The organism is Pseudomonas sp. LBUM1640 (assembly GCF_059716225.1).
Map to the genome: position 1 here is coordinate 919,449 of NZ_CP166816.1, position 26,811 is coordinate 946,259.

General features: G+C 58.8%; 26 protein-coding genes and 5 tRNA genes. 21 read left to right on the forward strand and 10 right to left on the reverse strand.

The annotated features are described in order from the left end of the window. Window positions 1-51 precede the first annotated feature (51 nt). A complete protein-coding gene (gene thiO / locus ACA065_RS04035; RefSeq protein ID WP_497693419.1) occupies window positions 52-1,161 on the forward strand; it encodes a glycine oxidase ThiO in 1,110 nt (369 codons plus the stop codon). Here thiO and ACA065_RS04040 read toward each other — a convergent pair. Both ACA065_RS04040 and ACA065_RS04045 read right to left on the reverse strand, forming a co-directional pair. Beyond that, window positions 1,148-1,381: a PP0621 family protein gene (locus tag ACA065_RS04040; protein ID WP_497693420.1), complete on the reverse strand. Its 234-nt coding sequence runs from the start codon at window positions 1,379-1,381 to the stop codon at window positions 1,148-1,150. The genes thiO and ACA065_RS04040 overlap by 14 nt on opposite strands. 126 nt (window positions 1,382-1,507) lie before the next feature. Next, window positions 1,508-2,533: an outer membrane protein assembly factor BamD gene (locus tag ACA065_RS04045; protein WP_497693421.1), complete on the reverse strand. Its 1,026-nt coding sequence runs from the start codon at window positions 2,531-2,533 to the stop codon at window positions 1,508-1,510. A gap of 149 nt (window positions 2,534-2,682) precedes the next feature. On the opposite strand from ACA065_RS04045, the gene rluD reads away from it, so the two are divergent. The 9 genes from rluD (at window position 2,683) to ACA065_RS04090 (ending at window position 9,616) form a co-directional block, all read left to right on the forward strand. Further along, on the forward strand, window positions 2,683-3,645 hold the full coding sequence (gene rluD, locus ACA065_RS04050) for a 23S rRNA pseudouridine(1911/1915/1917) synthase RluD (RefSeq protein ID WP_005784662.1): 963 nt from the start codon (window positions 2,683-2,685) through the stop codon (window positions 3,643-3,645). Beyond that, the gene (gene pgeF, locus ACA065_RS04055) at window positions 3,642-4,367 is read left to right on the forward strand and encodes a peptidoglycan editing factor PgeF (protein ID WP_497693422.1); all 726 of its coding nucleotides are present in this window, start codon (window positions 3,642-3,644) and stop codon (window positions 4,365-4,367) included. The genes rluD and pgeF overlap by 4 nt, the downstream gene beginning before the upstream one ends. Window positions 4,368-4,513: 146 nt before the next feature. Continuing rightward, the gene (gene clpB, locus ACA065_RS04060; RefSeq protein WP_446434647.1) at window positions 4,514-7,078 is read left to right on the forward strand and encodes an ATP-dependent chaperone ClpB; all 2,565 of its coding nucleotides are present in this window, start codon (window positions 4,514-4,516) and stop codon (window positions 7,076-7,078) included. Window positions 7,079-7,381: 303 nt separating this feature from the next. After that, window positions 7,382-7,457 (forward strand) — tRNA-Asn (locus ACA065_RS04065). A gap of 10 nt (window positions 7,458-7,467) precedes the next feature. After that, a tRNA-Pro gene (locus ACA065_RS04070) sits at window positions 7,468-7,544 on the forward strand. Between the two features lie 5 nt (window positions 7,545-7,549). Beyond that, window positions 7,550-7,625: transfer RNA gene (locus ACA065_RS04075), tRNA-Lys, on the forward strand. Window positions 7,626-7,719: 94 nt separating this feature from the next. After that, window positions 7,720-7,796 (forward strand) — tRNA-Pro (locus ACA065_RS04080). A gap of 167 nt (window positions 7,797-7,963) precedes the next feature. Then, complete coding sequence (locus ACA065_RS04085) at window positions 7,964-8,698, forward strand: cysteine hydrolase family protein (RefSeq protein ID WP_497693423.1); 735 nt, start codon at window positions 7,964-7,966, stop codon at window positions 8,696-8,698. 30 nt (window positions 8,699-8,728) lie between these two features. Beyond that, the gene (locus ACA065_RS04090; protein ID WP_497693424.1) at window positions 8,729-9,616 is read left to right on the forward strand and encodes a LysR family transcriptional regulator; all 888 of its coding nucleotides are present in this window, start codon (window positions 8,729-8,731) and stop codon (window positions 9,614-9,616) included. Between the two features lie 60 nt (window positions 9,617-9,676). Here ACA065_RS04090 and ACA065_RS04095 read toward each other — a convergent pair whose 3' ends face one another. The 3 genes from ACA065_RS04095 to ACA065_RS04105 all read right to left on the reverse strand — a co-directional run bounded on the left by ACA065_RS04095 (window position 9,677) and on the right by ACA065_RS04105 (window position 11,928). Then, window positions 9,677-10,975, reverse strand: a complete 1,299-nt coding sequence (locus tag ACA065_RS04095; RefSeq protein ID WP_065900570.1) for an NAD(P)/FAD-dependent oxidoreductase — start codon at window positions 10,973-10,975, stop codon at window positions 9,677-9,679. A 60-nt stretch (window positions 10,976-11,035) separates the two neighbouring features. Next, window positions 11,036-11,209, reverse strand: coding sequence for a DUF3094 family protein (locus tag ACA065_RS04100; RefSeq protein ID WP_048724181.1), 174 nt, complete (start codon window positions 11,207-11,209; stop codon window positions 11,036-11,038). An 89-nt stretch (window positions 11,210-11,298) separates the two neighbouring features. Beyond that, the gene (locus ACA065_RS04105; protein ID WP_083360208.1) at window positions 11,299-11,928 is read right to left on the reverse strand and encodes a DUF1780 domain-containing protein; all 630 of its coding nucleotides are present in this window, start codon (window positions 11,926-11,928) and stop codon (window positions 11,299-11,301) included. Between the two features lie 100 nt (window positions 11,929-12,028). On the opposite strand from ACA065_RS04105, the gene ACA065_RS04110 reads away from it, so the two are divergent. The 3 genes from ACA065_RS04110 to ACA065_RS04120 all read left to right on the forward strand — a co-directional run bounded on the left by ACA065_RS04110 (window position 12,029) and on the right by ACA065_RS04120 (window position 13,464). Continuing rightward, window positions 12,029-12,496, forward strand: a complete 468-nt coding sequence (locus ACA065_RS04110; RefSeq protein WP_497693425.1) for an FAD/FMN-containing dehydrogenase — start codon at window positions 12,029-12,031, stop codon at window positions 12,494-12,496. Next, window positions 12,493-13,182: an energy-coupling factor ABC transporter permease gene (locus ACA065_RS04115; RefSeq protein WP_497693426.1), complete on the forward strand. Its 690-nt coding sequence runs from the start codon at window positions 12,493-12,495 to the stop codon at window positions 13,180-13,182. Before ACA065_RS04110 ends, ACA065_RS04115 begins: the two co-directional genes overlap by 4 nt. Window positions 13,183-13,248: 66 nt before the next feature. Beyond that, window positions 13,249-13,464 carry a hypothetical protein gene (locus ACA065_RS04120; RefSeq protein ID WP_497693427.1) on the forward strand — a complete coding sequence of 72 codons (216 nt, stop codon included), beginning with the start codon at window positions 13,249-13,251 and terminating at the stop codon, window positions 13,462-13,464. On the opposite strand, the gene yacG is transcribed toward ACA065_RS04120, so the two are convergent. Genes yacG through ACA065_RS04140 form a run of 4 tightly spaced genes read right to left on the reverse strand, consistent with a single transcriptional unit; the run spans window position 13,461 to window position 16,349 of the window. After that, window positions 13,461-13,661 (reverse strand): DNA gyrase inhibitor YacG, encoded by a 201-nt coding sequence (gene yacG, locus ACA065_RS04125; protein ID WP_497693428.1) that lies wholly within the window; start codon window positions 13,659-13,661, stop codon window positions 13,461-13,463. The genes ACA065_RS04120 and yacG overlap by 4 nt on opposite strands. Continuing rightward, entirely contained in the window at window positions 13,658-14,281 is a 624-nt protein-coding gene (gene coaE / locus ACA065_RS04130; protein WP_497693429.1) for a dephospho-CoA kinase, read from the reverse strand. Before coaE ends, yacG begins: the two co-directional genes overlap by 4 nt. Further along, the gene (locus tag ACA065_RS04135) at window positions 14,278-15,144 is read right to left on the reverse strand and encodes a prepilin peptidase (RefSeq protein ID WP_497693430.1); all 867 of its coding nucleotides are present in this window, start codon (window positions 15,142-15,144) and stop codon (window positions 14,278-14,280) included. The genes coaE and ACA065_RS04135 overlap by 4 nt, the downstream gene beginning before the upstream one ends. Beyond that, window positions 15,141-16,349, reverse strand: coding sequence for a type II secretion system F family protein (locus ACA065_RS04140; RefSeq protein ID WP_497693431.1), 1,209 nt, complete (start codon window positions 16,347-16,349; stop codon window positions 15,141-15,143). The genes ACA065_RS04135 and ACA065_RS04140 overlap by 4 nt, the downstream gene beginning before the upstream one ends. Window positions 16,350-16,552: 203 nt before the next feature. Between ACA065_RS04140 and ACA065_RS04145 the strand changes: the two genes are divergently transcribed. From ACA065_RS04145 to ACA065_RS04165, 5 genes are all read left to right on the forward strand, one after another. Next, window positions 16,553-16,966, forward strand: a complete 414-nt coding sequence (locus ACA065_RS04145; protein WP_497695295.1) for a pilin — start codon at window positions 16,553-16,555, stop codon at window positions 16,964-16,966. A gap of 64 nt (window positions 16,967-17,030) precedes the next feature. Then, window positions 17,031-17,103 (forward strand) — tRNA-Thr (locus ACA065_RS04150). A gap of 586 nt (window positions 17,104-17,689) precedes the next feature. Continuing rightward, window positions 17,690-18,838, forward strand: coding sequence for an acyltransferase family protein (locus tag ACA065_RS04155; RefSeq protein WP_497693432.1), 1,149 nt, complete (start codon window positions 17,690-17,692; stop codon window positions 18,836-18,838). A 68-nt stretch (window positions 18,839-18,906) separates the two neighbouring features. Beyond that, window positions 18,907-19,932, forward strand: coding sequence for a methyltransferase domain-containing protein (locus ACA065_RS04160; protein ID WP_497693433.1), 1,026 nt, complete (start codon window positions 18,907-18,909; stop codon window positions 19,930-19,932). Window positions 19,933-20,274: 342 nt separating this feature from the next. Further along, on the forward strand, window positions 20,275-20,580 hold the full coding sequence (locus ACA065_RS04165; protein ID WP_497693434.1) for a DUF6388 family protein: 306 nt from the start codon (window positions 20,275-20,277) through the stop codon (window positions 20,578-20,580). Window positions 20,581-20,624: 44 nt separating this feature from the next. Here the strand turns inward: ACA065_RS04165 and nadC are convergent, their stop codons facing one another. Next, complete coding sequence (gene nadC / locus ACA065_RS04170) at window positions 20,625-21,473, reverse strand: carboxylating nicotinate-nucleotide diphosphorylase (RefSeq protein WP_497693435.1); 849 nt, start codon at window positions 21,471-21,473, stop codon at window positions 20,625-20,627. Between the two features lie 244 nt (window positions 21,474-21,717). Between nadC and ACA065_RS04175 the strand changes: the two genes are divergently transcribed. The 3 genes from ACA065_RS04175 (at window position 21,718) to ampE (ending at window position 25,332) form a co-directional block, all read left to right on the forward strand. Continuing rightward, window positions 21,718-23,874 (forward strand): DUF1631 domain-containing protein, encoded by a 2,157-nt coding sequence (locus ACA065_RS04175; protein WP_497693436.1) that lies wholly within the window; start codon window positions 21,718-21,720, stop codon window positions 23,872-23,874. Between the two features lie 61 nt (window positions 23,875-23,935). Further along, complete coding sequence (ampD, locus tag ACA065_RS04180) at window positions 23,936-24,499, forward strand: 1,6-anhydro-N-acetylmuramyl-L-alanine amidase AmpD (RefSeq protein ID WP_497693437.1); 564 nt, start codon at window positions 23,936-23,938, stop codon at window positions 24,497-24,499. After that, the gene (gene ampE, locus ACA065_RS04185) at window positions 24,496-25,332 is read left to right on the forward strand and encodes a regulatory signaling modulator protein AmpE (RefSeq protein WP_497693438.1); all 837 of its coding nucleotides are present in this window, start codon (window positions 24,496-24,498) and stop codon (window positions 25,330-25,332) included. The genes ampD and ampE overlap by 4 nt, the downstream gene beginning before the upstream one ends. Window positions 25,333-26,811 lie beyond the last annotated feature (1,479 nt).

Consider the following 26,811-nt stretch of genomic DNA (forward strand, 5'->3'; position numbering starts at 1 on the left):
GATGAGTGGGCGCCGGGTGCGCTTTTTCCTTTTTATCGGCTGGATCAAGTGATGGCTAAGCAACAGCAAGTGGTGATTGTCGGTGGCGGAGTAATCGGGTTGTTGACGGCGTACAACCTGGCTACCCAGGGGCAGGCAGTCATACTGCTGGAGCGCGCGGGGCTTGGGCAGGAGTCTTCCTGGGCGGGCGGCGGCATTGTGTCGCCGCTGTACCCGTGGCGCTACAGCCCGGCGGTCACGGCACTGGCGCATTGGTCTCAGGATTTTTATCCACAGCTGGCGCAACGGCTGTTCGCCGCCACGGGGGTTGACCCGGAGGTGCATACCACGGGTTTGTATTGGCTGGACCTGGATGATGAAGCCCAAGCACTGGCCTGGGCTACCCGTGAAGGCCGGCCATTGAGCAAAGTGGATGTGTCGGCTGCTCACGATGCGGTGCCGGTGCTGGGCGGTGGGTATTCCCAGGCGATCTACATGGCGGACGTGGCCAATGTGCGCAACCCGCGCCTGGTTAAATCCCTCAAGGCGGCGCTGTTGGCGTTACCTGGCGTGACTATTCATGAGCAGTGCGAGGTGCAAGGGTTTGTTCTTGAGGGCACAGATGTCGTGGGCGTGAATACGGCTGCGGGGCCGATCCTCGGGGATCAGGTCGTGTTGGCTGCCGGTGCCTGGAGTGGCGAACTGCTGGGCACTTTGGGCTTGTCGCTCCCCGTGGAGCCGGTCAAAGGCCAAATGATTTTGTACAAGTGCGCGTCAGACTTTTTGTCGAGCATGGTCCTGGCCAAAGGTCGCTATGCGATCCCTCGGCGTGATGGGCACATTCTGATTGGCAGCACCTTGGAGCATGAAGGGTTCGACAAGACCCCGACCGAATCGGCGCTGGAAAGCCTCAAGGCTTCGGCAGTGGAATTGATTCCCGCGTTGGCGAACGCCGAGGTCGTAGGGCATTGGGCCGGTTTGCGGCCCGGCTCCCCGGAGGGTATCCCTTATATCGGCGAGGTCCCTGGCGTAAAAGGGCTGTGGCTCAATTGCGGGCATTACCGCAATGGCCTGGTACTTGCGCCGGCATCCTGCCAATTGTTTGTCGACTTGTTGCTGGGGCGTACACCGATCATCGACCCGGCGCCTTATGCGCCTGAAGGTCGGATCAACGCTGGATAGACTTCGGCCCTTGCTCCAGGTGTGCCTGGGTGCAATACCACTGTTGGTGTGAACTCAGTGCGCGATCCTGCGGCAGGTGCACGCCGCAATGGGCGCAGCGCACCATCAAGGCGGCGTCGGGCTCGCCGGAGCGTTGCTGCTTGGCGGCCGGGCTTTTGAATTTGCGCCAGAACCATACCGCGGCAGCAATGACGGCAATCCAGAACAGTAGACGAAGCATGATGGGCAGTTTCTCGACAAGGAATGCGCCAGTTTAGCCAAGGACGTAGCAGGCGCACAGCGCAATAATGCTGGCCCATAAAAAAGGGAGCCCCGAGGGGCTCCCTTTTTGCGTTGCGTCGAACAATCAGTCGAACACACCGAAGGTCATGTAGCTGAACCACGAGCGGTCCTGGTTGTTGCCCAAGGCCTCTGGCTCCTGCTCTTCGATCACGTCGCCGTTTTCGTCGTGCGGCTTGAGCTCCGAAGGAATCGACTCCTTCGCGTCCTGGAACTGCTTCATCACGTCCTGGTTGGCGCGGGTTTCGCCCGGCGGCAGCGGTGGACGGGATTCGATCAGGCCCAGGGTGTACTTGCTCAGCCACGAACGGTTGTCCGCTTCAGCCACCTGAGGCACGAACTGGCCGTCCTTCAGGCTTGGGTGATCCGGGTAGTTGAGTTTCAGGGTTTCCAGGCTGGTGGTCGCCAGGGCGTCCAGGTGCAGGCGCTGGTAAGCCTCGGTCATCACTGCCAGGCCGTCACCCACGGATGGGGTTTCCTGGAAGTTTTCCACTACATAGCGGCCACGGTTGGCGGCTGCCACGTACGCCTGACGGGTCAGGTAGTAGTGCGCCACGTGAATCTCGTAGGAAGCCAGCAGGTTGCGCAGGTAGATCATGCGCTGCTTGGCGTCCGGCGCGTAGCGGCTGTTGGGGTAGCGGCTGGTCAGCTGGGCGAACTCGTTGTAGGAGTCGCGGGCAGCGCCCGGGTCACGCTTGGTCATGTCCAGCGGCAGGAAGCGCGCCAGCAGGCCAACGTCCTGGTCGAACGAGGTCAGGCCCTTCATGTAGTAGGCGTAGTCCACGTTCGGGTGCTGCGGGTGCAGGCGGATAAAACGCTCGGCGGCGGACTTGGCAGCTTCCGGCTCGGCGTTCTTGTAGTTGGCGTAGATCAGCTCGAGCTGTGCCTGGTCGGCGTAGCGCCCGAACGGATAGCGCGACTCCAGGGCCTTCAGCTTGGCTGTGGCACTGGTGTAGCTATTATTGTCCAAGTCTTTTTGAGCTAATTGATACAGCTCGACTTCGCTCAGGTTTTCGTCGACGACTTCCTTTGTTGACGAGCAAGCAGCAGTCATGGCGAGGATGGCGATCAGCAGCAGGTGTTTCACTTGCATGGCGGCTTGCGTCCCTATGACGGCCGCTGTCTTGGGCGGGGCCGTCCTGTTATGATGAGCGCCCCGTTGAAAGCCTCGGGGCAAAAGACGCCGTATTTAACCACAAGCGCGCAGCCGAAACCAAAGGCTGTGCCACGCCTAGTCTGAGCATGTCCGATAAAATTGAACTTCGCGCAGAGGTGCCGTCCGAATTGGGCGGCCAACGCCTCGATCAAGTCGCCGCACAATTATTCGCTGAGCACTCGCGCTCGCGCCTTTCCGCCTGGATCAAAGACGGCCGCCTGACTGTGGATGGAGCGGTTATCCGCCCGCGAGACATAGTTCATGGCGGTGCGATTCTTGAGCTGACTGCCGAGCAGGAAGCCCAGGGAGAATGGGTCGCCCAGGACATCGAGCTGGATATCGTCTATGAAGACGACGACATCCTGGTCATCAATAAACCCGCAGGCCTGGTGGTTCACCCGGCGGCCGGGCACGCTGATGGCACCCTGCTCAATGCCCTGTTGCACCACGTGCCGGACATCATCAATGTCCCGCGCTGCGGCATCGTGCACCGCCTGGACAAGGACACCACCGGTTTGATGGTGGTGGCCAAGACTATCCAGGCCCAGACGCAGTTGGTCACACAATTGCAGAGCCGCAGCGTCAGCCGGATCTACGAATGCATCGTGATCGGCGTGGTGGTGGCGGGTGGCAAGATCAACGCCCCTATCGGCCGCCACGGCCAGCAGCGCCAGCGTATGGCGGTAATGGAGGGCGGCAAGCAGGCCGTCAGCCACTACCGTGTACTCGAGCGTTTCCGCTCCCACACTCACGTGCGGGTCAAGCTGGAAACCGGTCGTACGCACCAGATTCGCGTGCACATGGCGCATATTAACTTCCCGTTGGTCGGAGATCCGGCCTACGGCGGTCGCTTCCGTATTCCGCCGGCGGCGAGCCAGACCATGGTTGAATCGCTGAAATCCTTCCCGCGCCAGGCACTGCATGCACGCTTCCTGGAGCTGGATCATCCGACGAGCGGTAAGCGGATGAGCTGGGAATCGCCTCTTCCAGACGATTTGGTCTGGTTGTTGTCGCTGCTCAAGCAGGATCGCGAGGCGTTTATCGGATGAGTGACTGGCTGATTCCTGACTGGCCCGCGCCGGATCAGGTGAAGGCCTGCGTCACTACCCGTGCGGGCGGCGTCAGTCTGGCGCCGTTCGACAGCCTCAACCTGGGCGATCATGTCGAGGACCGCCTTGAGGCCGTCCTTGAAAATCGCCGCCGTCTTACCGATGCCTTCGATATTCAGCCTGCCTGGTTGCGCCAGGTCCACGGGACAACCGTGGTCGAGGCTGACCCATCGCGCATTGCCGAAGCCGATGGCAGTTGGACCAGCACGCCAGGTATCGCCTGCACCTCGATGACTGCCGATTGCTTGCCCGCATTGTTCTGCAATCGTGCCGGCACTCGCGTGGCCGCCGCCCATGCCGGTTGGCGTGGCTTGGCGGCAGGCGTGCTTGAGGCTGCACTCGAAAGCCTGGCGTCCGAGCCCGGCGAAGTCTTGGTCTGGCTGGGCCCGGCCATCGGCCCGCAAGCCTTTGAAGTCGGCCCGGAAGTACGCGAAGCCTTTATGCAGCCATTGCCGATGACTGCCGAGGCCTTCGCCCCAAGCCACAACCCCGGCAAGTACATGGCTGACATCTATCAGCTGGCGCGCCTGCGCCTGGCCGCTCGCGGCGTCACCGCTGTGTATGGTGGCGGGTTCTGCACCGTGACCGACCCACGCTTCTTTTCTTACCGCCGCAGCCCTCGCACCGGTCGGTTTGCCTCCCTGATCTGGCTTGACCGCTAGACTCTCCTGACCTGGATCAATGCTGATCCACATCAACGATAACCCGCTTGAATCTTGCAGAATCCACCCCATCTATAGGGGTATCTGGCAGGTTTCTTCATTCAGGATGTTTTATAGCTCCGGCCTGCTCAAAAGGAAGGTGACTAATGCGTATTGATCGTTTAACCAGCAAGTTGCAATTGGCCTTATCAGACTCTCAATCCTTGGCGGTGGGCCTCGACCACCCGGCCATCGAGCCTGCGCACTTGATGCAGGCGCTCCTGGAACAGCAAGGTGGTTCTATCAAGCCCTTGCTGATGCAGGTGGGCTTTGACGTCAACAGCCTGCGCAAGGAGTTGAGCAAAGAGCTCGACCAACTGCCGAAAATCCAAAACCCGACCGGCGACGTGAACATGTCGCAGGACTTGGCGCGCCTGCTCAACCAGGCGGATCGCCTGGCCCAGCAGAAAGGTGACCAGTTCATCTCCAGCGAACTGGTGCTGCTCGCCGCGATGGACGACAACAGCAAGCTTGGCAAATTGTTGCTGGGCCAGGGCGTGAGCAAAAAAGCCCTGGAAAACGCCATCAACAACCTGCGTGGCGGTGAGGCAGTAAACGACCCCAATCACGAGGAGTCGCGCCAGGCCCTGGACAAATACACCGTCGACCTGACCAAGCGTGCCGAAGAAGGCAAGCTTGACCCGGTGATCGGCCGTGACGACGAAATTCGTCGCACCATCCAGGTGCTGCAACGTCGTACCAAGAACAACCCGGTGTTGATCGGCGAGCCTGGCGTGGGTAAAACCGCGATTGCCGAGGGCCTGGCCCAGCGCATCATTAATGGTGAGGTGCCGGACGGCCTTAAAGGCAAGCGTCTGTTGTCTTTGGACATGGGCTCGCTGATCGCCGGTGCCAAGTTCCGTGGCGAGTTCGAAGAACGCCTGAAATCCCTGCTCAATGAGCTGTCGAAGCAGGACGGGCAGATCATTCTGTTTATCGACGAACTGCACACCATGGTCGGCGCCGGTAAAGGCGAAGGCTCAATGGATGCGGGCAACATGCTCAAGCCAGCACTGGCTCGGGGTGAGTTGCATTGCGTTGGCGCGACCACGCTCAACGAATACCGCCAGTACATTGAAAAGGACGCCGCCCTTGAGCGTCGTTTCCAGAAAGTGCTGGTGGAAGAACCGAGCGAAGAAGACACCATCGCAATCCTGCGTGGCCTGAAAGAGCGCTATGAGGTCCACCATAAAGTGGCGATCACTGACGGTGCGATTATTGCGGCGGCCAAATTGAGCCATCGCTATATCACCGACCGTCAGTTGCCGGACAAGGCCATCGACCTGATCGACGAAGCGGCCAGCCGAATTCGCATGGAGATCGACTCCAAGCCGGAAGTGCTCGACCGCCTGGATCGACGCCTGATTCAACTGAAAGTCGAATCTCAGGCCCTGAAAAAGGAAGAGGACGAAGCCGCGAAGAAACGCCTGGAAAAACTCCAGGAAGAAATCGTGCGGCTGGAGCGTGAATATTCGGACCTCGAAGAAATCTGGACCTCGGAAAAAGCCGAAGTGCAGGGTTCTGCGCAGATCCAACAAAAGATCGAGCAGTCCCGCCAGGAGCTGGAAGCCGCACGCCGTAAAGGCGACCTGAACCGCATGGCCGAGTTGCAGTACGGGGTGATCCCGGACCTGGAGCGCAGCCTGCAGATGGTCGACCAGCACGGTAAAAGCGAAAACCAGTTGCTGCGCAGCAAGGTGACCGAGGAAGAAATCGCCGAAGTCGTCTCGAAGTGGACCGGTATCCCTGTGTCGAAAATGCTCGAAGGCGAGCGTGACAAGCTGCTGAAAATGGAAAGCCTGTTGCACCAGCGCGTCATCGGCCAGGAAGAGGCGGTGGTGGCGGTGTCCAACGCGGTGCGGCGTTCCCGGGCTGGCTTGTCTGACCCGAACCGTCCAAGCGGCTCGTTCATGTTCCTCGGCCCGACCGGCGTGGGTAAGACCGAGCTATGCAAGGCGTTGGCCGAGTTCCTGTTTGATACTGAAGAGGCCATGGTGCGGATCGATATGTCCGAATTCATGGAGAAACACTCGGTGGCGCGCTTGATTGGTGCCCCACCAGGCTACGTGGGCTACGAGGAGGGCGGTTACCTGACCGAAGCCGTGCGGCGTAAGCCTTACTCGGTGATCCTGCTGGACGAGGTCGAGAAGGCTCACCCGGATGTATTCAACATCTTGCTGCAAGTGCTGGAAGATGGCCGTCTGACGGACAGCCACGGGCGTACCGTGGATTTTCGCAACACGGTGATCGTGATGACCTCCAACCTGGGCTCTTCGCAGATCCAGGAGCTGGTAGGCGATCGTGAGGCGCAGCGCGCTGCGGTCATGGATGCGCTGACCTCGCACTTCCGCCCGGAATTTATCAACCGGGTCGATGAAGTGGTGATCTTCGAGCCTTTGGCGCGGGATCAGATCGCGGGCATCACCGAGATCCAGTTGGGCCGCCTGCGCAGCCGTCTGGCCGAGCGCGAGCTGGACCTGGAACTGAGCAGCGAGGCGTTGGACAAGCTGATCGCGGTGGGTTACGACCCGGTGTATGGCGCACGGCCTCTCAAACGTGCGATCCAGCGCTGGATCGAGAACCCGCTGGCGCAGTTGATCCTGTCGGGCAGCTTCATGCCGGGGACCAGCGTCGCGGCCACGGTGGAAAACGACGAAATCGTCTTCCACTAAGCCCAGCCTGTATGGCGATAAGAGGAGGCCCCGCATTGCGGGGCCTTTTTTTTCGATAGGGCGTTGAACTGTAAGGCAAAGGCTTGTAAAGTGCGCCCCGCAGCAACGTCAGCCCACGGGTTTCTTCTCCCCAAGAAGAAATCAGAAAGAAGCGCAAATCATTGTCTTAAAAGCAATTTAAAGGGTTGACAGGGGTTTTTAAGATTGTAGAATAGCGCGCCTCAGAGACATGAACGTAGCGATACGGACGGGTCGAAGAGAAGGTTACATCGTAGTAAAAGTTGTACATTTGAAATATGTAGTTCCGTGATAGCTCAGTCGGTAGAGCAAATGACTGTTAATCATTGGGTCCCAGGTTCGAGTCCTGGTCACGGAGCCAATTTCAAAACCGGGGTATAGCGCAGTCCGGTAGCGCGCCTGCTTTGGGAGCAGGATGTCAGGAGTTCGAATCCCCTTACCCCGACCATTTTTGGGTCGTTAGCTCAGTTGGTAGAGCAGTTGGCTTTTAACCAATTGGTCGTAGGTTCGAATCCCACACGACCCACCATTTTTGAGACCAGTTAACGCTGGAATCGAATCTTAAGATCAGAGGCCAAAAGCCATGATCGAAGAAGGCGACTGAAAGGTCGCCTTTTTTTTACCGGGGTATAGCGCAGTCCGGTAGCGCGCCTGCTTTGGGAGCAGGATGTCAGGAGTTCGAATCCCCTTACCCCGACCATATTAAAAATCCTCGTATCGAAAGATACGGGGATTTTTTTTGCCTGCAGGTTTTATCTTACTTGTGCGAATTCCAAACAGATATTGTGCTGATTGGTGCGTTGGTGCGCAGGTCGAGTCTTCCTAGACTGGGCCTCGTCAATTTACTCACCCAAAGGAATTCGCATCATGACCCTCGCCATTGCCGCTCAACCCGTCCGTTCCTTGCCTGCGTTGCTCAAGTCCACCCTCGTTGGCCTTGGCATGATGATGGGGTTCGGCCAATTCGCGGTCGCCGCTGAGCCAGCTACCAATAAACAGCCGACCATTCGCGCCATGCTGGGCGCCAAGCCGACCGACCGCCTGGACCCGAAAACCACCGCCTTGGTGGTGATCGACTTCCAGAACGAGTACTTCACCGGTCGCATGCCGATCCCGGACGGTATGAAGGCCCTGGAAAATACCCAGCGCCTGATCAAGTTTGCCGACGAGCAAAAAATTCAGGTCATTCACGTGCAGCACATCGCCCCGGATGACGCCGCGGTATTTGCCAAGAACGGCAAGACCGTTGATTTTCACCCACTGATGAAGCCTCGCCCGCAAGACACACTCGTGCAGAAGACCACAGTCAGCGTATTCGCCAGCACCGACCTGGATGCGCAATTGAAAAAAGCCGGCATCAAGACCCTCATTATCAGTGGCCTGATGACCCACGCCTGTGTCGCTGGCGCCGCCCGGGATGCCGCGCCGTTGGGTTATGACGTTGTGGTAGCATCCGATGCCAGTGCCACCCGGGCGATTACCCGCGCCGATGGCCGCTCGGTAACCAAGGATGAGTTGCACAACTCGGCGCTGGCTGAAATCGAAGACACGTTCGGTTCGGTACTGACCACCACGCAAATTATCGCTTTGCCGGTTAACTGATTTCCCCCAACTCGCTGGGACGCCCGTTGCATGAACCAGTTATCCGCCATGCGCGCCTTTCGGTGCATCGTCGACGCCAAAGGCTTTTCTGCCGCAGCAGAGCGCCTGGACACCACGCACTCGACGATATCTCGGCAGTTGCAGCAGCTGGAAATTGAACTGGGCGCCCAGTTGATCAACCGCAATACGCGGCGCTTTAGTCTGACGTCGGCCGGGGAGCAGTACTACGCGGCGTGTGTGGATATCCTCGATCGTATCGACGCGGCATCCCAGGCCATCGCCCACGGGCACCAACGCCCCGCCGGCGTGCTGAGAGTCAGTGTGCCGTTGGTGGTGGGGACCTTGGACCTTGCGCACTGGCTGCCGGGCTTTCAGCGACGCTATCCCGATATTGAGCTGGAGTTATGCTGTGATGATCAGTTCGTCGACTTGGTTGCTGACGGCTTTGATGTCGCGATACGCATTGCCAGCGCCCTGGCGGATACATCATTGATTGCCCGCACGTTGACGGTTTCCAGTCTGGTCCTGGTGGCTTCGGCGGGTTACATCGGTCGCCATGGTTTGCCGCGTTCGGCCCAGGAGCTCGACAAGCATCGCTTGCTGACTTTCCTGGGGGCGTCTTCGGATTGGGCGTTGAGCGCGGCACGTGGCGCGGTGGTCAATATCACCCCATCGGGGCGGTTCAGCACCAACACCATCAGTGCGCTGCACGCGGCAACCTTGGCCGGGGCCGGCATTGCATGTTTCACTCAGGCCACCGTGCACAATGATCTGACGCAGGGCCTGTTGGTGCGCATTCTGCCCAGCTACGCCTTGGGCGAGCGGCACTATTACGCACTCTATCCACAGTCCCGGCACTTGGCGCCCAAAGTGCGGGCCTTTGTCGACTATATGGCCGAGTTCTACCAGCAGATTTAGCCCAATAAAAAATCCCCCTATCGCTCGATAGGGGGATTTTTTTTGCTGCTGTTCAGTCGATCAGTGCAGTTTGAGCCTCGGCTCGGTCCCGCGCCCAATCTTGCTGCCCAACATCAGCATTGCCGTGCGGAAAAAACCGTACAGCGCCATCTGGTGCATGCGATACAGCGACACATAGAACATCCGCGCCAGCCAGCCTTCGAGCATCACGCTGCCGGTGAGGTTGCCCATCAAGTTACCCACCGCCGAGAACCGCGACAGCGAAATCAGCGAACCGTAGTCGGTGTACTTGTAGGACGGCAGGTCCTTGCCCTCGATTCGCAGCTTCAGCGACTTGGCCAGCAGCGAAGCCTGCTGGTGAGCCGCCTGGGCGCGTGGCGGTACGTTACGGTCGGTGCCCGGTTGCGGGCAGGCGGCGCAGTCGCCGAAGGCGAAGATATTTTCGTCGCGGGTAGTCTGCAGTGTCGGCAGCACTTGAAGCTGGTTGATGCGGTTGGTTTCCAGGCCATCGATATCCTTGAGGAACCCCGGCGCGCGAATACCGGCCGCCCACACCTTGAGACTGGCCGGGATGACCTGGCCGCTGCTGGTGATCAGCGCGTCAGCCGTCACTTCGCTGACCGCCGAGTTGGTCAGCACGGTGACCCCGAGTTTTTCCAGGGTTTTATGCACCGGCCCGCCGATCCGCTCGGGCAGCGCGGGCAATACCCGTGGGCCGGCTTCGATCAGGGTGATGTGCATGTTTTCCGGTTTGATCCGGTCCAGGCCATAAGCCGCCAGCTCATGGGCTGCGTTATGCAGCTCGGCGGCCAGCTCGACACCGGTGGCACCGGCGCCCACGATGGCGACGCTGATTTGTTCAATCGTATCGGTCTGCCCGGCATGGGCGCGCAGGTAGTGGTTGAGCAATTGCTGGTGGAAACGCTCGGCCTGCTTGCGCGTGTCGAGGAACAGGCAGTGTTGCGCCGCGCCCTCGGTGCCGAAATCATTGGTGGTGCTGCCGACCGCAATCACCAGGCTGTCATAGCCCAGCACGCGCGCAGGCACCAGTTCGCGGCCTTCTTCATCAAGGGTGGCGGCCAGCTGGATTTTCTTCTGTTCACGGTCGAGCCCGCTCATGCGCCCCAGCTGGAACTCGAAGTGGTTCCATTTGGCCTGGGCGACATAATTGAGTTCGTCTTCCGAAGAGTTCAGCGACCCGGCAGCTACCTCGTGCAGCAACGGCTTCCAGATATGGGTCAGGTTGGCGTCCACCAGCGTAATGCTGGCGGTGCCGCGCTTGCCCAGAGTCTTACCCAGGCGGGTAGCCAACTCCAGGCCGCCGGCGCCGCCGCCGACGATAATAATACGATGGGTCATGGGGATATCTCGCAAGGCTAAAAGAAATCGGAGCAGTTACCCCCGCGAGCGCCAGGCAGCTCATAGCGTCAGGTAACTCAAAAGGCGGCTCAGCAGACCGAGCCCGATCACCACTACCAGCACCACACCAAGGAGCAGCCATGGCCGGAAAGGCTTGCGCTCGACTTGGTTCTGGGAGAGTTGCAGGTACTCTTCGACATGCTGTTGGTCATCGGGGTTCAGGCGGCTGGTCATAAAGGCCTCGTCAGGTAGACGTTGCAAAAGGGCGCCACGTTACAGTCAGGAGATTGGCGGCATCGCCACAAGCGTAGCCTGTGCCCGCGTCACAGGCTGATGCCCACGTCGAATACTATGCTGCGCCCCAGGTTGTTGCGCAAGAAGTCCGGTGCATCGGGGTGGGCGAACAGCACACGGGCAAAGGTCGGCCCTACCAGGGACAATGAGCGCCAACCTTGGCGCAGGTATTCGGTGGGTGGCGGGAAGTGGCTGTTGAGGTCCAGCACTTCGCGCTTGAGGCTGGTGAAGGCGATGAGGTCCAGCTCGCCCAGGTCCATGCCGCGCTCTTTATAGTTATGCGCTTTCTTGCGCAGCGTCGGCGCCAGGCGCAGCAGGAACTCATGGGCGGGGATACGCCGCGGCTTGGCTTCGCGCCGTACCAATTGGCTCAAGGAAAACGCGCTGCGTCGGCGCAGCAGTTCATCGCGCCATTCGTCGTTCAGGCGTCGGCCTTCATCCAGTACGAAAAACACCTCGAAACTGGCGTCGCGAAACAGCACGTCCGGCGGCTCTTGGCCGGCGGCATGAAACTCTTCGGCCCGGTAGGGCACATTCAAGCCTTGCAGCAGGCGCTGGCAGACCCAACGCTCACGCTCCCATTTGCGGGCATTGGACAGGAACGCGTTGGCTTGTTCGGCTGCTACGGTGAGCAGGCGCAAGTAATCTGAGTCATCCATATTTGCAGCTTAGCGCCCAAATGATGACCGCAGGAAGTCCTGCTTTAAAACGCCGGTGTAGACTGGCTATTCGACTGTCATCCGAACCAAGGAGTCTGTGGTGAAGTTTTTCGTGGTGCTGTTTTTAAGCCTTTTACCCTTGTGGGCCCAAGCCATCGAAGTCGGTGAGCGCGTGGCGCCGTGGACCTTGCTCGACCAGTTCGACCGGGCCTACACCCTGGATGATCAGGCGCAGATTCTGCTGGTCGCGCGCAGTATGGACGCAGCCAAGCGGGTAGACGCGGCGCTGCAAGGCCAGCCCAAGGGCTATCTCGAAGGGCGGCATGCGGTGTTTGTCGCCGATATCCAGCGCATGCCCCGGCTGATCGCCAAGCTGTTCGCCGTGCCGGCCATGCAAGCCTACAACTACCGGGTCATGCTCGACCGCGACGCGCGTATTGCCCCGCGTTACCCGGGGGCTGTGGATAAGGTGCTGTGGCTGCAACTCGATAACGGCAAGTTGAGCGCGCAACACGAATACAGCTCCGCCGCCGAGTTGCGCCAGGCGCTGGAGCAGGTGAAGCCGTGATCAGCGCCGCCGTGCTGGCGCCGCAAACCCTCAGCATCGGCTGGCTGTTGTATGCGCCGCTGGTGATCTGGGCGGTCCTGCGTTCGCCGTGGGTCGAGCTGTTTGCCGACCGTCGGCGTCAGCATTTGCTGTTTGGCACGGTGTTCGCGTTGTTCATGTTGTGGCTGGTACGGCGGGATTTTGATACCGGCGTTTCCTACCACTTTATCGGAATGACCGCCGTGACCCTGCTGCTCGATTGGCCCTTGGCAATTGTCGCAGGGTTGGCAGCGCAGGTTGGTCTGGTGGTGTTGGGGCGTCAGGATCTTGCTGCTGTCGGCATTAATGGCTTATTGCTGATCGTGCTGCCGGTGCTGGTAACCGAGGCTTGCGCGGTGCTGGTCGAGCGGGCACAGCCACGCAATCCCTTTGTGTATATCTTCTGCTCGGGCTTTTTTGCCGCGGCGCTGTCGGCGCTGCTTTGCCTGTTGGCGGCATTGGGCCTGCTGTGGTTCGACGGCCGTTTCGCGATGCCGGAATGGCTGGAGGATTTTGTCGGCTACCTATGGCTGATCATCTTTCCCGAGGCCTTCATCAACGGCATGGTCATCAGCGCCCTGGTGGTGTTCTGCCCTGAATGGTTGGAGACCTTTAACCGCACGCGCTACTTGTCGGCACCGTGGAAGGATGACGATTCGCGGCGTTGATCCAGATCAATTCCCGGGCACCTGCGCAGGCCCATGCTCTGCGAAATTCTTTAAGGGGCTTTAGGCATGAGTGTGTACGAATGGGCACGGCAGGAGTTAAGCAGAAGCCAGGACGCCGCACAGGAAATCGGATTTGACCCAGGCTTGACCTTGCGCGCCATGCTCAGCGCAGTGGTGCAGCAGAGCAAGGGCGTGCGCAGTTTCGAAGACCTGGCCGACGAGCTGCAATACCTTGCAGAAAACCTCGACGACCAGCAGGAATACGCCTTTATGCGGCCTTAGTGGCGCGGCGGCAGGTCTTCGGAGAACAGGTCGTCCTCGGCATCCGGGCTGACCGGAATCTTGTGTTCTTCCGACGCCCAGGCGCCCAGGTCGATAAGTTTGCAACGGTCCGAGCAGAACGGCCGGTTGGCGTTGTCTGTTTTCCATTCCACGGGTGCACCGCAGGTTGGACAGTCGACGGTCATAGGTTGGCTCATGATCGGCCTCCACGCAAAGTAAGGTAAAAGTGGTGCAGTCGCTCGACCTCGCTGTGCAGCCAGGCAAGGTCCTGGTCATTGACCAGCACGTCATCGGCATGGTTCAGGCGGTCTTCACGGCTGGACTGAGCCTTCAGAATCGCCTGCACCTGCTGTTCGCTGATGCCGTCGCGCTGCAGGGTACGCTGAATCTGCAGCGATTGCGGCACGTCGATCACCAGGATGCGCTGGGTCATGCTGTACTGGCCGGACTCGATCAGCAGCGGCGACACCAGGATCGCGTAAGGCGACCGGGCGCGCGCCAGGTGGCTGCGAATTTCCTCACCAATCAGCGGGTGCAGCAAGGCTTCCAGCCAGCGGCGCTCTTCGGGTACTTCAAAGATCAGCTTGCGCAACGCGGCGCGGTCGAGCTGGCCGTCGGGCAGCAGCACGCCTGCACCGAAGTGCTCGGCGATCTGCGTCAGTGCCGGCCGGCCAGGCTCAACCACCCAGCGGGCGGCATGGTCGGCGTCGACCAAGTCGATGCCCAAGTCCATAAAGTGCTGGGCCGCCGCGCTTTTACCGCTGCCGATGCCGCCGGTGAGGCCTAGAATCCAGGGTGTTGCAACAGAAGTGGTCATCTGAAACCGACAGACTGCAAATAGAAGTCGGTTATTTGACCACCCCAGAGCAATGCAATCCAGCCAGCAATCGCCAGGCACGGACCAAACGGCATCGGTATCGACGCCTGGAGCTTGCGCAAGCGCATCAGGATCAGCCCGGCGAGCACCCCGAGCAGCGAGGATATCAGCAGCGTCATCGGCAGAATCTGCCAGCCACCCCAGGCGCCGAGCAGGGCCAATAACTTGAAGTCGCCATAGCCCATGCCGTCCTTGCCGGTGATCACCTTGAACAGCCAGAACACCGTCCACAAGCTCATGTACCCAATGATCGCGCCCCAGAGCGCGTCAGGCAGTGTCGCCAGCAAGTCAGCACTGTTAAGCATCAAACCCAGCCATAACAGCGGCAGTACCAATACGTCCGGCAGTCTTTGATGATCCACATCGATCAGGCTCATCGCCAGCAACCCCCAACTCAGCAGCAGCACCGCACCGGCTTGCCAGCCGAAGCCGAAATGCCAGGCAACGGTGGCCGAAATCAGCGCACAGGCCAGCTCGGTGAAGGGGTAGCGGGCACCGATCGGCTCACGGCAATGGGCGCAACGCCCTTTGAGTAGCAGGTAACTGAGCAGTGGAATATTTTCCCAGGCACGAATCGGTTGGTGGCACTGCGGGCAACTGGAATTGGGGTGCATCAGGTTGTAAATGGGGCCCGCAGGGTCGGCAGGTAAACCGAGCACTTCCTGGGCTTGGCCGCGCCATTCGCGCTCGAGCATCTTCGGCAGGCGCCACACCAGCACATTGAGGAAACTGCCGACGATCAGGCCGAGCAACAGCGCTATCCCGACAAAAATCCAGGGTTGTTCACCCAGCAGCAGGCTCAAAATGCCGACCCCAGCTGGAATACCGGCAGGTACATGGCGATGACCAAGACGCCGACAATGCCACCCAATACCAGCATGATCAGTGGCTCCATCAGGCTGGTGAGGTTGTCGACCAGGTTGTCCACGTCGGCCTCGTAGTGATTGGCGACTTTTTCCAGCATGGTGTCCAGGGTGCCCGACTCTTCGCCGATCGCGGTCATCTGGATTGCCATGGCGGGAAACAGCCCCTTGCTGGCCATGGATTGATGCAACTGCATGCCTGTGGATACATCGTGACGCATATGCTCGATCGCCTGTTTGAACAACCCATTACCTACCGCGCCCGCCACGGAGTCCAGCGCCTGCACCAAGGGCACGCCCGCTGCAAAGGTCGTTGAGAGTGTGCGGGCATAGCGGGCGACGGCGGATTTTTTCAGCAGTGTGCCTGCCAGGGGCGCGTTCAACAAACCGGTATCCAGCCAGCGGCGAAAAACTGGAACTGCTCGGTAGGCCTGGCGCAGGCTGGCAAGGGCGGCAGCCAGGCCGAGCGCGAGCATCCACCAGGCGTGCTGCAGGAATTCGGACAGGGCAATCACTTTCAAGGTAAGGCCGGGCAGTTTTCCGTCGCCCCCTGCAAACAGGTTCTGGAACTGCGGCACCACGTGGATCAGCAGGACGCTGCTGACCAGGCAGGCGACCACGATGACGGCGATAGGGTAGGTCATGGCCTTCTTGATGCGTGCCTTGAGCTGCTGGCTTTTCTCCAGGTGTACCGCCAGCCGTTCCAGCAGGGTTTCCAGTGCGCCGGCCTGCTCACCGGCTGCAACCAGGTTGCAATACAGGTCATCGAAGTAGCGTGGTTGCTTGCGTAGCGCTGCTGCGAGGTTGTTGCCGGCGGCGATCTCCTGTTTCAAGGCCCTGACCAGCTCGCGCATCAGGCGGTTATCGAAGCCTTCACGGATAATGTCGAAGGCTTGCAGCAAGGGGATGCCGGCCTTCAGCAATGTCGCCAGCTGGCGGGTGAACAAGGCAATATCGGCAGGTTTAATCGGCGGCGCGAAGCGTGGCAGGCGTGTGGTCTTCTTGCGCACACGGCCGGGGCAGATCCCTTGCTGGCGCAACTGGGCCTTGATCAGCGCCAGGTTTTGGCCGACGGTTTGCCCGGACACCCTGAGCCCTTTGCGGTTGATGCCTTCCCAGGCGTAGATCGTTGCAGCGTCATTCATGTCACGTTTCCGCACGCAGGTCGTTGAAGATTTATAGCTTAGTCAGGTGCGGGAATCGGACAGGCTGGCGGCGCACGATAAAATGTCAGATTGTGCGTCTTGCACGCGATTGGCCGCTCGCGGATGAGTACACTGGCGCCGCTGCACAATGCGGGGCGCAGGACGCGCCTTGTTATGGGTTCTATATCTGGAGAGTGAAAGTGATGCGTCAGAAAGGCTTTACCTTGATTGAGTTATTGATCGTCGTGGCAATCATCGGCATTTTGGCCACCGTGTGTTTGCCGCTGTACACCAAGCACCAGGCCAAGGCCAAGTTCACCGCGGGGTTGGCTGAAATCGCCGCGTTGAAGGCCGGTTTCGAGGACACCCTCAACCAGGGCACGGTGCCGACCCTGGAGTTGATCGGTGGCATCAGCTCCACCGCCAATTGCAAGATCGACGTGGCAGGCGATGTGGCGACCGGCGCCGGCTCCATCAGCTGTGAAATCCTGGATGCACCTGCGCCCGTGCTGGGCAAGACCATCACGTTGACGCGCAGCGCCACCACGGGCTGGAAGTGCGCCACCAACGCCGAGGCGCAATACGTCGCCAAGGGCTGCGGCGCCGACGGGGCCTGATGGCCGCTGGGCGGTAGGCGAGTTAGTTGCCGCATGCCCAATGCGGTGCTAGCTTTAGCCCACCGCCCGTGTAGCTCAGCCGGTAGAGCAGCGCACTCGTAACGCGAAGGTCGCAGGTTCGATTCCTGTCTCGGGCACAGAGTTGTTCCCAAACACTACCAGTCGTTCTGCATCCGCAAATAAGACGCCGCCTTGAGCAGCTTTCTTTTTTTCGCCTGTTTTTATCTACGCTTATATTCCTAGGACGACATCAACAACGGTAAAACGTCATCAGCGGCGCTCAGTGCTACAGCGATATCAGTACGTGCACGGGTAATATTCAGCGTTATCGTATCAGGCTTAAAGTTGTCGATATTGTCAACTTTTCGATTACCGGTTACTCGAACCTTGACAACTTGTCGGGTAAACTGAATGAATACGCCACTGGCACCCACACGCAGATAATTTGAAACCTGACCGTAAAGTCGAATTCAAATTTTTGTATTGCTTGAACCACCGTCAGGGCTCAATACTCGGTCTCGACGACCTAAGAGCCTTCACGCGTTACATCTGGGCGATAGTCGTTACCTCCCTGACCGTTATGGCGCTTCTGTTAAAGGCGTTGGAAACATGAAGGTTTTCCACGCAGGGTTTTGAATCAGGGGCGTTACGAGTAGCATAAGCGAACAAAATTACTGCGTCTTTTGGGACAGAATTCAGGCGCGTCTAAACATGAGGCGACACGTGAAAAGAAACGAGGAAATTGACAGGCTTAGGGCGCTCGCAATAGTTGCCACGGTCTACGCTCATGTTCCAGACTTATGGATGTGGCGCGTTCCGTTTATAGAGGCGATGAGAACGTTTTTGGCTGGCTATGATGGCGTTCTTCTGTTTTTCACCATTTCTGGATTTGTCATCAGCGCAAGCCTGATTCCAAAGTTAGAAAAGGCCGTATCGGAAAAGGGCAGTATATCAAGCATCCTTCTTGGGTTTTTCTGCAAACGACTATTTAGAATAACCCCGACAGCCACCGTGTGGATTGCAATTACATTGCTTGTCGCCTTCGTAGTTGACCCGGTAAACATTAAGGGCAACGTGTATGCAGCACTCGCCGCCCTCATGAACTTCTTCAATATCTACGCCGTTAGCGGTTACGCACTCCCAAACGTTTACGGTGTGTATTGGTCGCTTTCGCTTGAAGAACAATTCTATGTTGCCCTCCCTGTCATTCTTCTTCTATTGAGAACTACTAAAAGCAGGCTTATTACCTTGCTGTTGATGGTTGCAGTAACGGAGTTTGGAGGCTCGCAGTGGATAACTGGCGCCTTTCAGATACCCCCCATAGTGGGCGGTGTTGCGCTGTATTTAGTTGATAGAAAATACGATCTTTTAGAAAAGCTGAGAAGCTCAAAATTTTTAAGCAAGGGCACGCTCACCTTGCTCGCGGCATTATTGAGCATCGCCCTCTTTGTCATTCCTCTGATCAGGCCCTTCACGCCCCACTATCTGCTAATAATGGGCGTCGTGTGTACCTGCTTTGTGTGTATCGCGGCACTCGGCAAAGGGGCTGTTCTCGCTATCCCTCGCACCGAACGAATTCTTTACTGGCTTGGCAGCCGATCGTTCACGCTGTATCTGACACACCTACCGATGATCTACGTGGTCAGATATTTCTGGATGTTTGTAGGCCCCCATACAGGGCACAGCTACTCAGCAGAAAACAATTTCTCCATATTTTTAACTTGGATCGTCGCAACCTTCCTCGTCACCGAATGTAGCTACCGGTTTTTCGAAATGCCCCTGCTTGAAAAGGGGCGACGTATCGCGCAACGAATAGAGTTAGCCGGAAAGACCAAGGCGTCAATAGCCCCCATTGCCAACAAAGCCCTGTAGGAGCAGCGGTGACAAATTGCCAACAACCCGTGATAGTGTCGCGATACAAAAATACAAGGATGGATGTCATGGATAGTCGACAAACGCTGATCACCAAGCACCTGGACCTTTCAGGATGCGGGTTGGAGATTGCACCCCTTTTCCGCCCGGTAGTGCCCAAGGATGGGTACAACGTCTACTACACCGACTACACGTCAACAGAAGCGCTACGAGAAAAAAACGCTACCAACGTCACAGCGCATGCAGGGATCTACTCCGGCCTTCAAACAATTGACTTTGTATGGTCTCCCGGTAGCAGCCTTGCCGATTCCGCGCCCACCGGCGTTGTGTTTGATTACGCTCTGGCGTCGCACGTAATCGAGCATGTCCCTAACATGATTGGGTGGCTTAACGAGATCCTTTCAGTTCTCAAAGTTGGCGGCAAGCTGGCACTGGTTATCCCTAATAAGGCGGCCTGCTTTGATTACTATCGCCAGCCAACCCCAGTCGCTGAGTTTGTCGACGCCTGGATTCGAAATGCCAGCAAGCCATCACCTAAGCAAATATTTGATTGTCTGTCGCTTGCGGTAGTCGATACCGACCCGCCTGGCTCCCGCTCTTTTGATTTGCATCTGCCGCTTGCCGAGGCCAAGCGTACCTATACGCTAGAGCAGGCCATGCAGTACGCGATCAACTCATTCAGCTCTGATGAATACCTTGATGTGCATTGCTCTGCATTCTCGCCGGAAAGCTTTATAGAGGTCATCACCACACTGGTTGAGCTTGGTCTTTTGAATGTGTCGATGTCAGACCCAGATCAAGGCGAGCCATCGGTCGATTTTGGGGAGGTCTCCAGCGAGTTTATGATCACACTGATCAAGCTCGGTGAGCCAAAGCTAGGCGCTTTGCCAGCAATCCCGGCTACGAACGACATAATTCCTGCACCTGCACCTGCACCTGCACCTGCACCTGCGCCTCTGACTCTGCATAGCGATCTTCAGCATGCGCGTAAAGCCTTCAATGATGCGGTCGTTATCCAGGATGAGTTGAAGGAGCAACTGCGTTTCGCACCCTCTGTAAAGCGTGTGCTGCGCCAGCTTATTGGCAGGGCATAAAGCAGGACGATGGGCTATCCGGCGTCCACCCTTGGCTTTGAACTGCGCGCGCAAGCGGTCATTCGTATCATATGGCGAACTCGGGGCGGGTGCTTGGCGGCGCGTGCTGCGAGCGAACGCTGCCTGCGTCAGGGTTGATGTGGTTTGAGCTATGTGGTCTATTCTTGGTTCGACAGCTGACCTATGATCAGTGGGTCAGCACAATGTTTCAAAGGCAACGTTTTCAGATGATCCCAGAATGGTTCTGAAGGCCAGACGAGCCGGCATTCGTGCCTGCTCTTTCGTATCTGCGCAACCTTGATGACCCAGATGCATCCCCATTCCTCGATCTAAGAGAACAACATGACCACATCAGAAATGACCCAGGAAGCGCGGCACGAAGCAGCCCTCAAAAAGTACGTCGCGGAGTCGCCGGAACTGCTGGATGAGATCAAGGACCTGAGCCCCGATGATCAAAAGGACCAGATCCAATGGGCGTTTGAGGATGAGGCCGAGGCCCAGGGCCTGCAGCCATGGGAGCTGAGCCTCAAGTACACCTCGACTCCGGAAGAATTCGAAGCCGCACGCCTGGCCTTGCACAAGGAGGCCGCCGAGGTGCTGGGTGTCGACTGGAACGAGTATTGCGGGATGAATAACCTCGCGATCTGAAACACTGTGCAGGAGCCGGTAAGCCGGCTCCTGCATTAAAAGCCTCAGATACTCAGGCGCATCGACAAATCCACCGCCTTCACATCCTTGGTCATCGCGCCGATGGAGATGTAGTCCACCCCGGTTTCAGCGATGGGCAGCAGGGTGGTTTCATTGATCCCGCCGCTGGCTTCCAGTTTGGCCTTGCCGGCGTTCAGGCGCACGGCTTCACGCATGTCATCCAGGCTCAACTCGTCGAGCATGATGATGTCGGCGCCCGCCGCCAGTGCTTCGCGCAGTTCATCCAGGCTTTCCACTTCGATTTCGACCGGCTTGCCCGGGGCGATTTTGTGGGCGGCCGTCACCGCCTGGGCAATGCCGCCACAGGCAGCGATATGGTTTTCCTTGATCAGGAACGCGTCATACAGCCCGATGCGGTGGTTATGGCAACCGCCGCAGGTCACCGCGTATTTCTGCGCCAGGCGCAGGCCCGGCAGGGTTTTGCGGGTGTCCAGCAGCTTGACCTGGGTAGAGGCGACAAAATCCGCCAGGAACTGAGCGCGCGTGGCGACGCCTGACAACATCTGCAGAAAATTCAGGGCGCAACGTTCACCGCTCAGCAGCGAACGGGCCGGGCCTTCCAGATGGAACAACACCTGATTGGGGCTGACGCGCTCACCGTCGGCGACCTGCCAATGCACCGCGACCCGAGGGTCGAGCTGGCGGAAGACCGCGTCCACCCAGGCGGTGCCGGCGATAACGGCCGCGTCGCGAGTGATGATCGTGGCCTTGGCCAGCCGTTCAGCCGGGATCAATTGCGCAGTGATGTCGCCGCTGCCGATGTCTTCCAGCAGCGCGCGGCGCACGTTGGCTTCGATTTCGGCGGTGAGGTCGGCAAGACGGAGGTTCGGCATAACAGGCTCCACAAACAAAGTGCATCGATTATAGGGGCAGTGCGCCTTTGAACCCAGGCTGCCTATTCATTTACAGCGCAACGGCAGAGTTTGCTGGCGCAACTACCCTCATTTGCAAGATAATCTCGCGCCTTGCAATTGGCGTCATAGCTTTGACGTCTTGGGGGTAAACGGTTTTTGCAGACCCAATGGGGCCTGTCGCCGATATTTCCCCGATCCAACACCGCCGTTTCAGGAGGCCAGGATGCACATTGACGGAAAGGTGGTGCCCATCAAAAAGGCACAGGCCACGCCATCGCCGCTCGCGCGCTTGCCGGTGGTGTTGCTGCAGGTTCGCGACAAGGCTGCCCAACAACTTCAGCAAGGCTTGCAGGAGCTGTTCGATAACGCCGACGACACGCTGTTCGAAATGGCCGACAAGACCCGCAGCAATGTTGACCATCACATTTTCTTTGAAGCCATGCGCGACTTACGCCTCAAGCGCAAGAATTTCGAGCGCGTGTTCATGGCGCAACTGTTTGCCGCGTTCGCCAACCTGGGTCATGTGGGGCAGGGCGAGCCGCACTTGGTGCCAGTGGTGTCCTACGAAGCGGCGCCCGGTGCGTCCAGCGATGAGCTGGAAAAAGCCGTCGCGCTGGAGGCCATGCTCGGTCGGGTGCGACACCGCGATGGCTTGGCGCTGGGGCAATTGACCGCGCGCTTGAGCGTGTTGCTCGGCAGGCCCCTGGATGAGCGCGATAACCCGCTGGGCCCGGCACTGCTGTGCGAGTTCTTTTTGCGCGCGGGGCGCAGTTTGGGGGTGGAGATCCGCGTCAAGCTGATCATGCTCAAGCTCTTTGAAAAGTATGTGCTCAGTGACGCTGACCAGCTGTTCGGCGAGGCCAACCAGTTGCTGATTGCCACCGGGGTTTTGCCTGAACTCAAGGCGGTGCCGTCACGTCGCCCCGGCGGGCGTGCGGCTCGCGAACAACAGCATGAAGGCAGCCTGCCCCACGTCGACCAGCCGCTCGATGAAAGCGGCCAGGAAGCGTTCGCCGCCTTGCAAAAATTGCTGGCTGCCGTGCGTGGCAGCGTAGCGCCCACCCTGGAGGCCAGCGCCGAGCCGCAACCCATCGCCACCCGTGACCTGCTGCGTTTGCTCTCGCATCTGCAGCAATACGTGCCGGAACCCGAGGCTGAAGATGATTTCGACCTGCGTAACCAGCTTGGGCAGCTGTTGACCCGCGTCAGCGTCAAGAGTGGCAAATCCCGTGTGGTGGAAGGTGCCGATGAGGATGCAATCAACCTGGTGGCCCTGCTGTTCGAATTTATCCTCAACGACTGCACCGTACCTGACATCTTCAAGGGCTTGATCGCGCGCTTGCAGATCCCGCTGTTGAAAGTCGCGGTGCTGGACAAGAGTTTCTTCAGTCGTACCCATCACCCGGCGCGGCAATTGCTCAATGAGATCGCCGTTACTGCCATGGGCTGGACCCCGCATGCCGACTATCAGCGTGACAACCTGTACCTGCAGATTGAGCAAGTGGTGCAGTGTTTGCTGAATGATTTCGTCGAAGACCCGGCGATTTTTACCCAATTGCTCGCGCAGTTCACCGCGTTTACCTCGCAGGAGCGTCGCCGTAGCGAGCTGCTTGAACAGCACACCCGTGAAGCCGAAGAAGGGCGCGTGCGTACGCAAGCCGCCCGCGCGCGCGTGGCTGATCTACTCAACCGGCGGTTGCTGGGTAAGGTATTGCCGCAATCTGTGGTGCAATTTCTCCAGCAGGCCTGGAGCCAGGTGCTGTTGTTGGCCTGCCTCAAGCACGACGAACAGTCGGTGCAATGGCAGTCGGCGGTGCGCACCATGGACGAATTGATCTGGAGTGTGGGCCTGCAGAGAGACACGGAAGCTGGCCGGCACCTGTTGGAGCAACTGCCTGGGCTGCTCGCGGCATTGCGCAATGGCTTGACCAGTGCGGCGTTTGATTCCTTCAGCACACGTGAATTTTTTGTGCGGTTGCAGGCCATGCATGTTCAGTCTTTCGATAGCCTGGGCTTCGACGCGGTGATTAAGGTGTGCGAGCCCTTTTCATTCAGTACCGGGCTGCCTGATCCAATCGACAACCTGCCGAGCGATGACCCGGACCTGCTCAAGGCTCACCAATTGCGCATCGGCGGCTGGTTTGAGTTCCAGCAAGACGCAGGCACCTGCCTGCGGTGCAAGCTGGCGGCGATCATGGCACCGGCCAATACGTATATTTTTGTCAGCCGCACCGGGCTCAAAGTCCTGGAGCAAAGTGCCGGCCAACTGGCGATGGCGTTCAAGCGCGACGCGCTGCGCACCTTGGACGACAGGCTGCTGTTCGACCGTGCGTTGGCGTGTGTGGTGAGCAACCTGCGTCAACTCAATCGCGGCAAGTGATCGCAACCGCAGGGCTGAACGCGGCATACTGGTAACACCTCGTCTCACTCAAGGAACCTGTATGCAGTTGGACCCCGCCAGTGGTTGGTGCCAGGGCGTTCGTCATTGCCCTTCGCCCAACTTCAACGAGCGCCCTGCAGGCGAAATCTCACTGTTGGTGGTGCATAACATCAGTTTGCCACCGGCGCAGTTTGCCACCGGCAAGGTGCATGAGTTTTTCCAGAATCGCCTGGATGTCACGGAACATCCCTACTTTGAAGGAATTTGCGACCTACGGGTGTCTGCGCACTTTCTGATTGAGCGCGACGGTAAGCTGACGCAATTTGTATCGTGCCTGGACCGCGCCTGGCATGCCGGGGTGTCCAGCTTCGAGGGGCGTGAAGTCTGCAATGACTTCTCCTTGGGGATCGAGCTGGAAGGGACGGACGAGCTACCGTTTACCGAGGCTCAATATGCGTCGCTGATCGACCTGACACGCCAGTTGCTGGCGGCCTATCCGGCCATTACTCAGCAACGTATTTGTGGTCACAGTGATATCGCTCCGGGACGCAAGACCGACCCGGGCCCGGCTTTTGATTGGGTGCGCTTTCGCAGCGCCCTGCAGGATGGAGGACACGCACGATGAGTTTCCTGGTGTTGGTGCTGGCGGTCTGGATCGAGAAGTTCTCGGCCTTGCGTCGGCGATTGCAGCGCGACGGCGGATGGTTGCGTGAGCTGGCCAAGCTGGAGTCGAGCCCACGCATGGGCAAACGGCCTTGGTTGATTCTCGTGCTGTTGGTGTTGTTGCCGGTGGCCCTGCTGGCGCTGTTGCTGTTGGTGTTGGAGCCGGTGGCTTATGGTTTGCTGGCGCTGCCGGTGCACTTGCTGGTGGTGATTTACAGCTTGGGCCGTGGCGACTTGCTGGCTGAACTGGGGCCGTTTCGCGATGCGTGGCGGCGCGGCGATCTGCAAGCCGCCGAGCACGTGGCCGAGCGCGACCTGAAGATTGCGGCCGACAGTGGCGAGCAGTTACTGGAACGCGTGCAAGGCCGTCTGCTCTGGCAGGCCTACCAAAGCTTTTTTGCGGTGATTTTCTGGTATTTCCTATTGGGGCCGGTCGCGGCGCTGGCCTATCGCCTGTTGGCGTTGGCCAGCGAACATAGCCAAAACCCCTTGGTGGCCGAGCGTGCCGGGCAGTTGCGCCACGCGTTTGACTGGTTGCCGGTACGCTTGCTGGCGGCGAGTTTTGCCTTGGTGGGTAACTTTGTCGCGGTCAGCCGTGTGATGCTGCATGAACTGCTGAGTTGGGACATCAGCGCTGCACAACTGATGGAAAAAGTCGGTTTGGTGGCGGCTGAAATCCCACCGCCGGCAGTGGGGGCCGACGGCATCAACAGCCTCGATCGTTTGTGGGAACTGCTGCTGCGTGCGGCGGTGCTGTGGTATGCCGGGTTTGCGATTTGGACGGTGCTGCCCTAGCGAGCAAGAAGTTCGGGCTTTTGTGGCGAGGGAGCAAGCTCGCGCTCGACTGCGTAGCAGTCGCCAGCGTTTGGGGCCGTTTCGCGCCCCCGCGGCAGCAAGCTGCCTCGCCACAATAAACCTGCTCACCACAGGCCGTTAACCTTACGTTACAAAACTACCTTTCAAATTGAGCTATACAGACAGAGCGCCAAATAGTGGCTATCTGCCGTATTTCCCTGCGCCTCAATAAAAATAATAGAAAGGGAGTTCACCCGTGAAGAGCTTGCTCTATCCCGCCGTCGCACTGATGAATCGCCTGAGTTTCGGCATGAAATTCAGCCTGATCAGCGTGCTGTTCCTGCTGCCGATGCTGGCGACCAACTATTTCCTGGTGCGCGATTCCTGGTCTGAATACCAGGGCACGCGGATCGAACTGCAAAGCCTCGACCTGCTCGGCAGCAGCCTGGCGCTGCGCCGCGATCTGGAAACCCTCAACAACCAGGTACAGATCAACGCGGTGCTCGGCCAATCCGGCAAGGCCGGTGATCTGGAGGGCAAAATCAGCGCTTTGGAACAACGCGTACTGAGCCGCCTGCAAAGCCTTGACGCAATGGCCACCGCCCCTGAACACATCAGCGTTTTTGACGGTAAACGCGATGAGATGATTACCGCGTTCAAGGCCCAACAAGAGGAAACCTCGCTGCTGAGCAAAAGCGCGCTGATCGGCAAATTGCTCAACCAGGCGCAGATGCTCAGCCAGATCATTGCCAGCCAATCCGGCTTGAGTCGCGACGCCCAGAGCGATTTACGCCAACTCAGTGAGCTGGTCAACAGTGTTACCCCGCAGGTCACTCAAACCTTGGGTGAAGGGCGGGCCATGGGTGCATATTCCCTGGGTCAGGGCTTTCTTAACTCTTCCTCCAGCACGCGCTTTGACGAGCTGCTGCAGCAGTTGGAAAAACTCCAGGCCGAGTACGCCTTGAAGTTGCAGGATGCCCTGGGGGCCAGCCAAGCCGCGCATGCGGCGCTCGATAACCTGGCCAAGGCCAGCAGTGCGAGCCTCAAGCAAGGCAGTGAAGTGTTTGAAGAGCAGGTCGTCATGGTCGATACCCTTGACGCCCCGTGGCAGCCTTTCTACGAAGACGTCAGCACGCTGATGGCCCAGACCTATCAGCTCAACGAAGCCACGCTGATGTTCCTCGAACAGCAACTGGAGCTGCGCCTTGCCCAAAACCGCACGCATATGATGGTGCTGGTCTGCGCCCTGGCGGCGGTGTTTTTGCTGATTTTCTACTTGTACGCGGGTTTCTATGCCTCGACCCGCACAACCTTGCGCCGCCTGGGGGCGATGATGGACAAGGTTGCGGCGGGTGATATGACCGTCACCTTCGTTGCGCAGAGCCGCGATGAGCTGGGCGATCTGGGCCAGGTATTCAACGCCACCGTAGCCAAAATTCACGACCTGATCGAGCGCGTCGGCCACACCGTCAGCCAGGT

Coding starts and splice junctions, on each gene's coding strand:
- pgeF (WP_497693422.1), top strand. CDS start 3,642: ATGAGTGACTGGCTGATTCCTGACTGGCCCGCGCCGGATCAGGTGAAG.
- ACA065_RS04160 (WP_497693433.1), top strand. CDS start 18,907: ATGGATAGTCGACAAACGCTGATCACCAAGCACCTGGACCTTTCAGGA.
- ampE (WP_497693438.1), top strand. CDS start 24,496: ATGAGTTTCCTGGTGTTGGTGCTGGCGGTCTGGATCGAGAAGTTCTCG.
- thiO (WP_497693419.1), top strand. CDS start 52: ATGGCTAAGCAACAGCAAGTGGTGATTGTCGGTGGCGGAGTAATCGGG.
- ACA065_RS04040 (WP_497693420.1), bottom strand. CDS start 1,381: ATGCTTCGTCTACTGTTCTGGATTGCCGTCATTGCTGCCGCGGTATGG.
- ACA065_RS04145 (WP_497695295.1), top strand. CDS start 16,553: ATGCGTCAGAAAGGCTTTACCTTGATTGAGTTATTGATCGTCGTGGCA.
- ACA065_RS04090 (WP_497693424.1), top strand. CDS start 8,729: ATGAACCAGTTATCCGCCATGCGCGCCTTTCGGTGCATCGTCGACGCC.
- ACA065_RS04045 (WP_497693421.1), bottom strand. CDS start 2,533: ATGCAAGTGAAACACCTGCTGCTGATCGCCATCCTCGCCATGACTGCT.
- ACA065_RS04100 (WP_048724181.1), bottom strand. CDS start 11,209: ATGACCAGCCGCCTGAACCCCGATGACCAACAGCATGTCGAAGAGTAC.
- nadC (WP_497693435.1), bottom strand. CDS start 21,473: ATGCCGAACCTCCGTCTTGCCGACCTCACCGCCGAAATCGAAGCCAAC.
- rluD (WP_005784662.1), top strand. CDS start 2,683: ATGTCCGATAAAATTGAACTTCGCGCAGAGGTGCCGTCCGAATTGGGC.
- ACA065_RS04085 (WP_497693423.1), top strand. CDS start 7,964: ATGACCCTCGCCATTGCCGCTCAACCCGTCCGTTCCTTGCCTGCGTTG.
- ACA065_RS04120 (WP_497693427.1), top strand. CDS start 13,249: ATGAGTGTGTACGAATGGGCACGGCAGGAGTTAAGCAGAAGCCAGGAC.
- clpB (WP_446434647.1), top strand. CDS start 4,514: ATGCGTATTGATCGTTTAACCAGCAAGTTGCAATTGGCCTTATCAGAC.
- coaE (WP_497693429.1), bottom strand. CDS start 14,281: ATGACCACTTCTGTTGCAACACCCTGGATTCTAGGCCTCACCGGCGGC.
- ACA065_RS04165 (WP_497693434.1), top strand. CDS start 20,275: ATGACCACATCAGAAATGACCCAGGAAGCGCGGCACGAAGCAGCCCTC.
- ACA065_RS04105 (WP_083360208.1), bottom strand. CDS start 11,928: ATGGATGACTCAGATTACTTGCGCCTGCTCACCGTAGCAGCCGAACAA.
- ACA065_RS04140 (WP_497693431.1), bottom strand. CDS start 16,349: ATGAATGACGCTGCAACGATCTACGCCTGGGAAGGCATCAACCGCAAA.
- ACA065_RS04095 (WP_065900570.1), bottom strand. CDS start 10,975: ATGACCCATCGTATTATTATCGTCGGCGGCGGCGCCGGCGGCCTGGAG.
- ampD (WP_497693437.1), top strand. CDS start 23,936: ATGCAGTTGGACCCCGCCAGTGGTTGGTGCCAGGGCGTTCGTCATTGC.
- ACA065_RS04175 (WP_497693436.1), top strand. CDS start 21,718: ATGCACATTGACGGAAAGGTGGTGCCCATCAAAAAGGCACAGGCCACG.
- yacG (WP_497693428.1), bottom strand. CDS start 13,661: ATGAGCCAACCTATGACCGTCGACTGTCCAACCTGCGGTGCACCCGTG.